This is a genomic window from Streptomyces sp. NPDC059224 (genome assembly GCF_042754285.1).
GTDB lineage: Bacteria > Actinomycetota > Actinomycetes > Streptomycetales > Streptomycetaceae > Streptomyces.
Window position 1 is genome coordinate 487,007 of the sequence record NZ_JBHZAN010000001.1, and the last position, 12,361, is coordinate 499,367.

Sequence of the window (12,361 nt, forward strand, 5' to 3'; positions counted from 1 at the left end):
CATTGAGCCGCCCCCTCCGGCGCCCCGGGTCAACCGGACCCCAACGTCCCGCCATCCGCGGCCCAATGATCAGTAAGCCCCGGCCGTCCTTCAGTAACGCGGAAGTCAGGATTCCGAAACCCACCTTGTTGTCGCGTACTGAACAACGCGATGGTCGTCGCGGGCCGCCGCCCCCACCGGCAACCGCGCCGGTGGCCCCCCACCCGCAGGCCTCTGTCCCCCTCTTCCAGGAGGCTGTACGTTGCGTACGACCACCCCCAACTCCCCCCACATACGCGGCAGATGGCGCCACGTCGGCTCGGCAGCCGCGGCCACCGCCGCCCTGCTCGCGGCCGGACTCGGCACCGCGGCGCACGCCACCGCGGCCACCGCCACCACCACCGTGGCCCACCAGGCCGACACCAAGGCCGTCGCCGCCCAGGTCGCCAAGGCCCATGTGCGGTACGAGAAGGCCGGCTGCGGTACCACCCCGAAGAAGGGCTTCGCCGCCTGCGACGCCCTGCGGGTCACCGGCGGCACCACCGCCTTCATGGAGAGGCAGGCCGCACTCAAGGGTGTGACGCCGAAGACCCTCAAGCCGGACGCCGCGTCCGCCTCCCCCACCGGATACGGCCCGAGCGACCTCCAGTCGGCCTACGGCCTGACCTCCGCCGCCGCCTCCGACGGCTCGGGCGAGACGGTCGCGATCGTCGACGCGTACGACGACCCGAACGCCGCGACCGACCTCGCGACCTACCGGTCGCACTACGGCCTCTCCGCCTGCACCACGGCCAACGGCTGCTTCACGAAGGTCTCCCAGACCGGCTCCACGACCTCCCTGCCCGCCGCCGACAGCGGCTGGGCCGGCGAGGAGTCCCTCGACCTCGACATGGTCAGCGCGATCTGCCCCAACTGCCACATCCTGCTCGTCGAGGCCAAGTCGGCCTCGGACGCCAACCTCGGCACCGCGGTGAACGAGGCCGTCAAGCTGGGCGCCAAGTTCGTCTCCAACAGCTACGGCGGCTCCGAGTCCTCCTCGGACACGTCGTACGACACCTCGTACTACAAGCACGCGGGCGTGGCCATCACCGCGAGCGCCGGCGACGAGGGCTACGGCGCCGAGTACCCGGCAGGCTCCCGCTACGTGACCGCCGTCGGCGGCACCGCCCTGAAGACCTCCTCCAACAGCCGTGGCTGGACCGAGTCGGTCTGGAAGACGTCGAGCACCGAGGGCACCGGCTCCGGCTGCTCCGCCTACGACGCCAAGCCCACCTGGCAGACCGACACCGGCTGCACCAAGCGCATGATCTCCGACGTCTCCGCCGTCGCCGACCCGGCCACCGGCGTCTCCGTCTACGACTCCTACGGCGCGGACGGCACCGGCTGGAACACCTACGGCGGCACCAGCGCCTCCTCGCCGATCATCGCCTCGGTCTACGCACTGGCCGGCACCCCGGGCAGCGGCGACTACCCGGCCCAGTACCCCTACGCGGCGGCCGGCAGCTCCGCCCTGAACGACGTGACGAGCGGATCCAACGGCTCGTGCTCCACGTCGTACTTCTGCACCGCCAGGTCGGGCTACGACGGTCCGACCGGCTGGGGCACCCCGGAAGGGACCGACGCCTTCACCGGCTAGGACCCGGAAGGACCTCCCCGTCGGGTCACGGGGAGCCGCCACCGTGAGGGGGACGTGGGGTCCCCTCGGCGGCGCCGAAAGGGAAACGGGTCACGGCAGCCGGCCGTGACCCGTTTTTCGCAGCTCCCGCCACCTTGGCAACTCCCGTGCACCGCCTGTGCGTTGCGTCAAGCACCCGCCATCCGCAGGACAACGGCCGGCCATCGACGGGTCACGCGAACACCCTGATCGGCAATGCGGAAGTCATGATTCCTGAACCCTCTTGTTGTCGCGTACTCAACAAAGGATTCTCGACGCGCACCACCACGCACCAGATCGCACCCGCACCGCCCCTGTTCCTCCCCCATACCGGAACTCAGGAGGCTGCACGCATGCGTTCCACTCCCCCCGACAGAGCTTCGCTACGCGGTGGCTGGCGCCGCCTCGGCACCGCGGCGGCGGCCACGGCCGCACTGCTGCTCGCCGGATTCGGCACCGCCGTCCAGGCCGACGCGGCGCCTTCCGTGTCCCCCGCCAAGGTGACCTACACCGCGACCCCCTGTGCCACCCCCAAGCACACGGGCGAACTCGCCTGCAACTCCTACCGCGTCACCGGCGGCCTCACCGCCTACCAGAAGCAGCAGGCCGCGAGGACCGGCGTCACCCCCAAGGCCGCCGACGCCTCCACCCCCTCCGGCTACAGCCCGACCAGCCTCCGGACGGCCTACGGCCTGACCTCCGCCGCGGCCTCCAACGGCTCGGGCGAGACCATCGCGATCGTCGACGCGTACAACGACCCCAACGCCGAGACCGACCTCGCGACCTACCGTTCCTACTACGGCCTCTCCGCCTGCACCACGGCCAACGGCTGCTTCAAGAAGGTCTCCCAGACCGGCTCCACGACCTCCCTGCCCTCCTCCGACGCCGGCTGGTCCGAGGAGATCTCCCTCGACCTCGACATGGCGAGCGCGATCTGCCCCAACTGCAACATCCTGCTGGTCGAGGCCAAGAGCGCCACCATGGCCAACCTCGGCACCGCGGTGAACGAGGCGGTCACCCTGGGCGCCAAGTTCGTCTCCAACAGCTACGGCGGCAGCGAGTCCTCCTCGGACACCTCGTACGACTCCTCGTACTTCAACCACACCGGAGTCGCCATCACCGTCTCCGCCGGCGACGAGGGCTACGGCGCCGAGTACCCGGCCGCGTCGAAGTACGTGACCTCGGTGGGCGGCACCAAGCTGTCGACGTCCTCCAACAGCCGTGGCTGGACCGAGACGGTGTGGAAGACGTCGAGCACCGAGGGCACCGGCTCCGGCTGCTCCGCCTACGACGCCAAGCCCACCTGGCAGACCGACACCGGCTGCACCAAGCGCATGATCTCCGACGTCTCCGCCGTCGCCGACCCGGCCACCGGCGTCTCCGTCTACGACTCCTACGGCGTCACCGCCGGCTGGTACACCTTCGGCGGCACCAGCGTCTCCGCGCCGATCATCGCCGGCGTCTACGCCCTCGCCGGGAACCCGTCCAGCGGCTCCTACCCGGCCAAGTTCCCGTACGCCTACGCCGGCACCTCGTCCCTCAACGACGTCACGAGCGGCAACAACGGCACCTGCCCCACCTCGTACTACTGCACCGCCACGACCGGCTACGACGGTCCGACCGGCTGGGGCACCCCGGAGGGTGTCGCCGCCTTCACCGGCTGACCATCCGTCACCACCCCAGTGGGCTCCGGCATCAGCCGGGGCCCACTGGCCATTTCCCCCTGACCCCCGTGAGAACATCGTCTCGACCCGTCACCCCACCGGCCGTCATGAAACGTGCCAGGTCGTAAGGGGGGTTAACGACGGAACCGCACGACAGGTTCCGCTCAGGCCTCATTGCCCGGCGTGACCTGCCGTGATACACAGAGTGACCGTGCGAGCCTTTCGTACGAAACCCGCCAATCGATGACGTCAAGTCGACATACTCCGGCGACGTTTTCGGCGAGAATGATGCGTGACCTCTGCACCCGGCAGGGGCGAACGGAACTACCCACCAGGGGCGGTGACTTACGTGTTCTATGCGGCCGACAAGGGAGACATCAACACCATCATCGGCGGGATCGCTCCGGACTGGGGCCCCTTCGGCAGCCTGGGCAACGAGGCGAAGACGATGATCCAGGTGGTCATGGCCGTCGCCATCCTGCTCTGCCTCGGCATCGCCGTCTGGGGCGCCGCCAAACAGCGCATCGGCGCCACGGCCCTCCGCGACACCTTCAGTGCCGAACAGGGCAAGGGCCTCATCATCGCCGGACTGACCGGAGTCTTCATCATCGGCTCACTCGGCACCCTGTTCACGATCGTGTACGGCATGGCCGTCTAGCCAATCTGCACCTCCCTCACCCCCGCTCCGAGGTTGCGTCTCCCTGATGTCGAGTCACCACACCGCGCCCGCGCGGGAACCAGCACGGCTACCGTCGTACTGCTACGCGTTCCGGTTCGACGTGGAGGGGGAGTACGCGGCATGAGCCTCGGAGACGAGCCCGGCTACCCGGAGACGGGCCACACCCGCACCCGCCTGCCCGAGAGCGACCCCTACGGCGGAGCCTCCCGCCGGGGCGGCCGCTCCTCGTCCAGAAGCCTGGTGACGGTCGTCGGCGTGGTCGTCCTCCTGATCGCGGCGATCGCCTTCGCGAACAGAGGCGGAGACGGGGACTCGCCGTCGGCGAAGACCACAGGCGGCAACGGGTCGCAGCCGAGCACCTCGTCAACGGCGGCGAGCGGCACGAAGCCGGTGGAGACGAAGAGCCAGGGGATTCCGACAGGGTTCGCCCAGAGCCAGCAGGGCGCACAGAGTGCGGCGGCGAACTATGCGGTGACGCTGGGCTCGGACGCCATGTTCAACACCGCCGAACGGCATGCGATCGTGCAGACCGTCGCCGATCCCGGCACCGTGAACACACTGCAGTCCGGCTTCGACGCCGACTACTCCGCCGACTTCCTGAAGAAGGTCGGCCTGAACACCGACGGCACGGCTCCCGCGGGCAGCACGTTCGTCAGCCGGACCCTGCCGGTCGGCACCAAGGTGACGTCGTACAGCGACAGCGCGGCCACCGTCGAGGTCTGGTGCAACGGCCTGTTCGGCATCGCGGGCACCACCTCGACCAACCCCGTGACCAACAACTGGTTCACCGTCACCATGAAACTCAGCCGGAGCGGTGGCGACTGGAAGGTTCTGGAGTCCAGCCAGAGAACCGGCCCAACTCCGGTCACCGGCGACAACCCCGTGTCCGGGTCCGACGAGATCAGCAAGGCGGTCCAGGAGTTCGGAGGGTTCACCTATGCCCGCTAGCCAGCACCGTGCGCTCAAACTGACCGGCCTGGTGGCCTCCTTGCAGGCCTCCCTCATTGTCCTGGCAGGCCACGCCTTCGCGGCCCCCGTCCCCTCCACGAGCCCTTCGCCCACGACCAGCAGCGACTCCTGCGGACTGATCGCCGGCCCCGCCAGGAAGTACTGCGAGAACGACAGCGGCTCCGGCGGAAGTGGGGGGACCACCGACCCCCTGACCTCCACCCTCGACCCCCTCTCCTCGCTCGCTCAGGGCTGCGCCAAGGCCGCCTCCTGGACCGTCGACAAGCTCAGTGACGCCGTGAAGGAGACCGCCAACGTCGACTTCACCAACCAGAAGTTCCTCCAGCAGTACGCCGTCGTCTTCGCCGCGTCGACGATCCTCACGCTCCTGCTCTGGCTCCTGGCCGTCGCCAAACGCGCAGTGCGAGGCGTCCCCCTCAGCACCGCGATCTCCGAAGCCGTCGGCTTCCTCTGGCTGACGGTCCTGGCGTCCGCCTTCACGCCCCTCATCCTCTACACCGTCGTCTCGGCCACCGACGGCGTCACCGACGTCCTCGCCAGGACCACCGGCAACCAGACGGACACGTTCTTCGGCACCTTCTCCGGCGCCCTCAACAAGGGCGACGACATCGGCGGCGGCCCGATCATGCTGATCGTCGTCTCCCTGGTCAGCATCCTCGCCGCCGGAGTGCTCTGGCTGGAGCTCGTCATCAGGGCCGCCCTGCTCTACGTCGGCGCCCTCCTCGGCACCGTCGTCTACGCCGGCCTCGTCGACAAGAACCTGTGGGGCCACGTCCGCCGCTGGGCCGGCATCATGATCGCCGTCATCCTCGTCAAGCCGGTCATCGTGATAGTGCTCGGCCTCGCCGGCGCCCTGTCCACCGACGGCGGCCCCGACGCCTTCTCCGCCGTCGTCTCCGGCCTCGCCATCATCCTGCTCGCCATCTTCGCCAGCGCGATGATCTACCGCTTCGTCCCCGGCTTCGGCGACGAGATCGCGGCCGGCCGCAGCAACCGCATCATGTCGGGCGCCGAGGGCAAGGCCGCCGCGGTCATCAGCAGCCCCGCCAACCTGGTCGCCCAGGGCATCAGGACACACAGCGCCCGCGCCGACAACAACAGCGGCGGAGGCAGGGGCGGCGGTTCCGCCTCCTCCGGTGCCCGCCCGTCCAACCCCGCCTCGGGCGGCGTCGCCGCGCACAGCACGCGCACCCCGAACGGTGGTGGCGGCGGATCTGTCCCCTCCGCCGCACCCGCACCCCGCGCGCCCGGCCCGATGAACACCCCGCACGCCGGCAACACCCGCAACAACAGCTCGGGAGGTGAAGGGCGTTGACGACCGAGTCCCATCTGTCCCATCCGATCACGCCCCGCCGTACGTATCTGATCGGCCGCGCCCGGCCGAACGCGATCGTCGGCAGGAACCGTGAATCCGGCGAGATCGTGCTGATCATCGCGGGCGCGTTCCTCGGCATGATGTGCGGGCTCCTCGTCCCGGTCCTCTCCCTGCGGATCGTGCTCCTCATGGGCTTCCCCCTGCTCGCGCTGGCGGCGGTCTACGTCCCTTACAAGCGCCGCACGTTCTACAAGTGGTTCGAGATCAACCGCAGTTACAAGCGGAGCCTGCGCCAGGGCACGGTCTACCGTTCCGCCGCGGCCGAGGCGGGCACCCGTATCGACGGCCGTGAGGTCGAGATCGGCCCCCCGCCCGGCATCGGCCGGATCAGCTGGCTCGCCGCGCCCTTCGGCCCCGACGAGATCGCCGTACTCCTGCACGCCGACCGCAAGACGGTCACCGCCGCGATCGAGATCGAGGGCCCCGGCGTCGGCCTGCGCGACTCCGAGGACCAGGAAGCCCTCGTCGACCGCTTCGGCACCCTGCTCAAGCACGTGGCCAACGGCGACGGCTTCGTCACCCGCCTCCAGATGCTCGCCCGCACCCTCCCGGCCGACCCCGACGCCCACGCCAAGGACGTCGCCCAGCGGGGCGACGAGAAGGCCCCGAGCTGGCTGTCGCAGTCGTACGACCAGCTGCAGTCCATGGTCTCCACCAGCAGCGAGCAGCACCGCGCCTACCTCGTCGCCTGCATGCACTACTCCCGCGAACTGGCCGCCGAGGCCCAGGCGATGGCCCGCGCGGCCCGCCCCCAGTCCGGCCGCAAGCTGGACCGCGACGCCGGTCTCGCGGTCGTCATGGCCCGTGAACTGACGGACATCTGCTCCCGCCTCCAGGAAGCGGACATCCGCGTCCGCCAGCCCCTCGGCCAGGGCCGGCTCGCCTCCCTCATCCACTCCATGTACGACCCCGACCACCCCATCGACCACATCCAGGCGATGACCCAGCGCAACGCCTGGCCGGCCGAACTGGACGCCATGGAGCCCACGTTCCTCCAGGCGAAGACCCGCGAGTCCAGCACCCGCGCGCCCTGGTGCCACGCCACGGCCTGGGTGAAGGAGTGGCCGATGACCCCCGTCGGCGTCAACTTCCTCGCCCCGCTGCTCGTCCACACCCCGGACGTCATCCGCACGGTGGCGGTCACCATGGACCTCGAACCCACCGAGGTCGCCATCGAGCGCATGCTGACCGAGAAGACCAACGACGAGGCGGAGGCGTCCCGCGCCGCCAAGATGAACCGGACCGTCGACCCCCGCGACATCGCCGCCCACAACCGCCTCGACCAGCGCGGCGAGGACCTGGCCAGCGGCGCGGCCGGCGTCAACCTGGTCGGCTACATCACGGTCTCCTCCCGCACCCCGGAAGCCCTCAACCGCGACAAGCGCACGATAAGGGCGTCCGCCGGAAAGTCGTACCTCAAACTGGAATGGTGCGACCGCGAGCACCACCGCGCCTTCGTGAACACACTGCCCTTCGCCACCGGAATCCGAAGGTAGAGGCTGATGCCCTGATGAGGGACCCGCTGTCCGTCCTCACCGAAGCCTTCACGTCCTTCCTGTTCGGGAAGGTCGAGACGACCCGCTCCCCGGTCCGCACCTCGACCGGCCAGGCCCAGGCGGTCTACCTGCCCACCGCCGCGCCCGGCCTGGGCGACTCGGGCGTCATCATCGGCCGTGAGGTGTACTCCGGAAAGGGCTACATCTACGACCCGTTCCAGCTCTACGGCCAGCAGCTCCCGGCCCCGCACTGGCTGGTCCTCGGCGAGTCCGGCAACGGCAAGTCGGCCCTGGAGAAGACCTACGTCCTGCGGCAGCTGCGCTTCCGCGATCGGCAGGTCGTCGTCCTGGACGCCCAGGGCGAGGACGGCGTCGGCGAGTGGAACCTCATCGCGGAAGAGCTGGGGATAACCCCCATCCGGCTCGATCCGACGGCCGCCCTGAACCACGGCATCCGCCTGAACCCGCTGGACCCGTCGATCACCACCACCGGCCAGCTGGCGCTGCTCCGCACCATCATCGAGGTGGCGATGGGCCACGGCCTCGACGAACGCTCGGGCTTCGCCCTCAAGGTCGCCCACTCCTACGTCAACGAGACGATCCTCGACCGCCAGCCGGTCCTGATGGACATCGTCGAGCAGCTACGGCACCCGGAGCCGGAGTCCGCGGAGGCGATGAACGTCGCCATAGACGACGTACGGGCCTGGGGCCTGGACGTCGCCCTGGTCCTGGACCGTCTGGTCGACGGTGACCTCAGGGGCATGTTCGACGGGCCGACGACCGTCGGCATCGACCTCGACGCCCCGCTCATCGTCTTCGACCTCTCCCACATCGACCGCAACTCCATCGCCATGCCCATCCTGATGGCGATCGTCGGCGTGTGGCTGGAGCACACCTGGATCCGCCCCGACCGGAAGAAGCGCATCTTCCTGGTCGAGGAGGCCTGGCACATCATCAACAGCCCGTTCGTGGCCCAGCTCTTCCAGCGCCTGCTGAAGTTCGGCCGCCGGCTCGGCCTCTCCTTCGTCGCCGTCGTCCACCACCTCTCCGACGTCGTCGACGGTGCGGCAGCCAAGGAGGCGGCGGCGATCCTCAAGATGGCGTCGACCCGGACCATCTACGCCCAGAAGGCGGACGAGGCACGCGCCACCGGCCGGGTGCTGGGCCTGCCCCGCTGGGCGGTGGAGATCATCCCGACCCTCACCCCCGGCATCGCCGTCTGGGACGTCAACGGCAATGTCCAGGTGGTCAAGCACCTGGTCACCGAGACGGAACGCCCGCTCGTCTTCACGGACCGCGCGATGACCGAGTCGTCCGCCGACCAGCTCGCCGCCGCCGACGACGCCCTGCACGCCGCGGAGCTGGAGGCGGAACAACGGGCGGCGACCTTCGTCGAACAACACCTCGGCGACTCGGAATCGACGGTGGCATAGGGAGGACCCGATCGTGAGACCGGACCCCCGGCAGGAACGCGGACAGCACAGCGGCGGCGGCATTCCCGACGGCCTGCTGATCGGCATACTCGCGTTCCTGCTCGGCATCACGGCACTGGTGTGGACGGCGACCGGCCTGGCGGCCTGGTTCTCCCACGGCACCTGGCCGTCGACCGTCGACCTGGCCCACACCCCGCCCGCGATGCGCCACCTCATCGGCGAACCGCGGGACGTCACAGGCGCCTGGCCGGACACACCGCCGGCCCGGCTGTCGGGATGGGGCCTGTTCTGGGGCCTGTTCATCGGCCAGCTGATGATCCTGCTGGTCCTGACGGTCTTCGTGATGGGCACGGTGGCGAGATGGCGCGCGGGAAGAAGAAGACGCACCGCGGAGAGGCTCGCCGCGGCGACGACACCGGTCCCCGAGCCACGCGCGGAACCGCAAACCGGCCCGCAGCCGACCGTGCTCCTCGCCCCGGAGCCGATCGTCCCGGAGCCCTTGGTCCTCGAGTCGACGGGCCCGGAAGCGGGCCTCGCGCCCACGGCCGGTCGGCGGACCGGCGCCGCCCCCGACGGCTTCTACCCTCACCCCGCCCCGGGCGGTGAACGGCTGAACGGCTGGACGAAGATCCACGTCGCCCCCCGGGAAGCCCGCCACGCCACGGCGGCCCAGGCCATCCGCGACGCGGCCGGCCCCACCCTCGTCATCACCTCGAACCCGGCCCTCTGGTCGGACACGAAGGACGCCCGGGCCAAGCTCGGCCCGAACCTCCTCTACGACCCGAACCACCTCTGCGACACCCCGGCCCGCTTCCACTGGTCCCCCACGGCCCACTGCGAGGACAAGCAGACCGCGGTGCAGCGCGCCCAGGCACTCCTCGCCCCCGTGAAACCCACCGCCAGGATCGACCAGGCGGTCACCGACACGGCCGAGACCCTCCTGCGCAGCTACCTGCACGCAGCCGCCCTGGAGAACCGCACGGTCCGCCACGTCCACCGCTGGGCCCAGGGCACCGGCGTCCAGGACGCCGTACGAACCCTCCGTACCCACCCGAAGGCGGCCCCCGGCGCGGCCGGCGAACTCGAAGCCGCTCTCACCTCGCACCCCGAACGCCGGGACATCGCCCAGGAGCTGACCGCACGGGCCCTCGCCGCCCTCTTCACGGTCAACATCCGCGAAGCCTGCACACCCAACCGATCCGATGCACTCGCCCTGGATTCCTTCGTCTCCGAAGGGGGCACGCTTTATGTGGTCGGTGAATCCATCGAAGACCCCAGGACCAACCCGGGCGCGATGCCTCTTCTGACGGCTCTCGCCTCCAGCGTGGTCGAGCGCGGCCGGCGCATGGCCGAACGGTCATCCTCCGGTCGGCTCGACCCACCACTGACCCTGGTCCTGGACGACGTCGCGGCCGTCGCCCCGCTCCCCCAACTGCCCGATCTGCTCACCACCGGTGTCGAACAGGGCCTGCCGACCCTCGCCCTGCTCCGCTCGCACGAACAGGCCAGGTCCCGCTGGCCGCACCGCGAACTGCCGGTCCAGCCGACCGCCTAGGAAGGCCACTCCAGAACGAACTCGACCTCGTTCTCCGTCTCGTCCTTGACGAACGGCATGAGCACCCCGCTCGGCACGAACCCCGCCTTGCGGTACGCACCTTGGGCCCGTGGGTTGCCCTCGTGCACCAGCAGCCTCACCCGCTCGGCACCCCGCTCCCGCGCCCAGGCCACACCGGTGTCGAACAGCGCCTTGATCAGGCCGTTCCCCCGGTGCTCCGGCCGCACGAACACCCCGACCACATGCCCCTGCCGCCGCTCGACCCGGGCCCCTGCCCAGTCCGTCGACCCGGCCTCCTCGATCAGCACGGTCAGACTCCCGACCCACTCCCCGCCCGCCGTCTCGGCGATGAACTGCCGCGCACCACTGGGTTCCTCGGCCGACCGCGCGGCCCGATCCTGGTAGAAGGAGTCCGGCCGGTCCACGGCGTCCTCGTAGGTCTCCAGGAACGCGATACGCGCCACGGGGTCCCGCAGCGCGACCAGCCGCAGCCGCTTCACGGCTTCCCACTCCTCGGCCCGTATCCCGCGAACACCGTAGTCACCGCTGGTCATCGCATCCATACGGCCACGGTAGCCGCCACCGTCCACCTCGCTCACCTCGTTTACGACAGCTCGCAGAGGGCCCGGTGTCAGTGCCCCGGCCTAGTGTGGACGCCATGACGACTCTGCCGAACCGCCCGAACACCGCCCTGCTGATCGTCGATGTGCAGAACGGGGTGGTGGACAGCTCCCACAACCGCGACGAGGTCATCGCCAACATCAACACCCTGCTCGCCAAGGCCCGTTCCGAGACGGTCCCGGTGGTCTGGATCCAGCACTCCAGCGACGAGCTGAAGCCGGACAGCGCTCCTTGGCAGTACGTTCCGGAGCTGTCCCGTGAGGAAGCCACCGAGCCCCTCATCCACAAGCGTTACGGAGACTCCTTCGAGGACACCGAGCTGGAGTCCGTCCTGGCCGCACACGGCGTGGGCCGCATGATCGTCACGGGCGCCCAGACCGACGCCTGCATCCGCTCCACCCTGCACGGCGCGATGGTCCGCGGGTACGACGCGACCCTGGTCGGCGACGCCCACACCACGGAGGACCTCACCGCGTACGGTGCGCCGGCTCCGGAGCAGGTCGTCTCGCACACCAACCTCTACTGGCAGTGGCAGGAGGCCCCCGGCCGAAAAGGCGGCACGGTCGCCACGGCAGACGTGACGTTCTGACGGGACAACACCCCTAAATACAGAAAGGCCCACGCCATATGGCGTGGGCCTTTCCCAAAATTTGTTCGGCGGTGTCCTACTCTCCCACAGGGTCCCCCCTGCAGTACCATCGGCGCTGTGAGGCTTAGCTTCCGGGTTCGGAATGTAACCGGGCGTTTCCCTCACGCTATGACCACCGAAACACTATGAAACTGTTTCAGCCGCACCACACCCTGTAACCCAGGACATGGGGCCGTTCGTGGTTTCAGAACCAACACAGTGGACGCGAGCAACTGAGGACAAGCCCTCGGCCTATTAGTACCGGTCACCTCCACACCTCACGGTGCTTCCAGATCCGGCCTATCAAC

The 12,361-nt window shown here is 69.5% G+C and carries 10 protein-coding genes and 1 rRNA gene; 9 read left to right on the forward strand and 2 right to left on the reverse strand.

Annotated features, from left to right (window positions below):
* The first annotated feature begins 241 nt into the window (after positions 1-241).
* The 8 genes from ACFXI4_RS02315 to ACFXI4_RS02350 all read left to right on the forward strand — a co-directional run bounded on the left by ACFXI4_RS02315 (position 242) and on the right by ACFXI4_RS02350 (position 10,804).
* Positions 242-1,615: a peptidase S8 gene (locus tag ACFXI4_RS02315; protein WP_384987377.1), complete on the forward strand. Its 1,374-nt coding sequence runs from the start codon at positions 242-244 to the stop codon at positions 1,613-1,615.
* A 371-nt stretch (positions 1,616-1,986) separates the two neighbouring features.
* Positions 1,987-3,297, forward strand: coding sequence for a peptidase S8 (locus ACFXI4_RS02320; protein WP_384987379.1), 1,311 nt, complete (start codon positions 1,987-1,989; stop codon positions 3,295-3,297).
* A 349-nt stretch (positions 3,298-3,646) separates the two neighbouring features.
* Entirely contained in the window at positions 3,647-3,955 is a 309-nt protein-coding gene (locus ACFXI4_RS02325) for a hypothetical protein (RefSeq protein ID WP_351328461.1), read from the forward strand.
* Positions 3,956-4,096: 141 nt separating this feature from the next.
* Positions 4,097-4,924 (forward strand): hypothetical protein, encoded by an 828-nt coding sequence (locus tag ACFXI4_RS02330; protein WP_384987381.1) that lies wholly within the window; start codon positions 4,097-4,099, stop codon positions 4,922-4,924.
* Positions 4,914-6,260, forward strand: a complete 1,347-nt coding sequence (locus ACFXI4_RS02335; protein ID WP_384987383.1) for a hypothetical protein — start codon at positions 4,914-4,916, stop codon at positions 6,258-6,260. Before ACFXI4_RS02330 ends, ACFXI4_RS02335 begins: the two co-directional genes overlap by 11 nt.
* Positions 6,257-7,816 (forward strand): SCO6880 family protein, encoded by a 1,560-nt coding sequence (locus ACFXI4_RS02340; protein WP_384987385.1) that lies wholly within the window; start codon positions 6,257-6,259, stop codon positions 7,814-7,816. The genes ACFXI4_RS02335 and ACFXI4_RS02340 overlap by 4 nt, the downstream gene beginning before the upstream one ends.
* A gap of 14 nt (positions 7,817-7,830) precedes the next feature.
* Positions 7,831-9,249 (forward strand): ATP-binding protein, encoded by a 1,419-nt coding sequence (locus tag ACFXI4_RS02345; protein WP_384987387.1) that lies wholly within the window; start codon positions 7,831-7,833, stop codon positions 9,247-9,249.
* A gap of 13 nt (positions 9,250-9,262) precedes the next feature.
* The gene (locus tag ACFXI4_RS02350) at positions 9,263-10,804 is read left to right on the forward strand and encodes a type IV secretory system conjugative DNA transfer family protein (RefSeq protein ID WP_384987389.1); all 1,542 of its coding nucleotides are present in this window, start codon (positions 9,263-9,265) and stop codon (positions 10,802-10,804) included.
* Here ACFXI4_RS02350 and ACFXI4_RS02355 read toward each other — a convergent pair.
* A complete protein-coding gene (locus ACFXI4_RS02355; RefSeq protein ID WP_384987430.1) occupies positions 10,801-11,358 on the reverse strand; it encodes a GNAT family N-acetyltransferase in 558 nt (185 codons plus the stop codon). The two genes, ACFXI4_RS02350 and ACFXI4_RS02355, sit on opposite strands and share 4 nt — an antisense overlap.
* A 104-nt stretch (positions 11,359-11,462) precedes the next feature.
* On the opposite strand from ACFXI4_RS02355, the gene ACFXI4_RS02360 reads away from it, so the two are divergent.
* Positions 11,463-12,014: an isochorismatase family protein gene (locus ACFXI4_RS02360; protein WP_384987391.1), complete on the forward strand. Its 552-nt coding sequence runs from the start codon at positions 11,463-11,465 to the stop codon at positions 12,012-12,014.
* A gap of 63 nt (positions 12,015-12,077) precedes the next feature.
* Here the strand turns inward: ACFXI4_RS02360 and rrf are convergent.
* Positions 12,078-12,194 (reverse strand): 5S ribosomal RNA (gene rrf / locus ACFXI4_RS02365).
* Positions 12,195-12,361 lie beyond the last annotated feature (167 nt).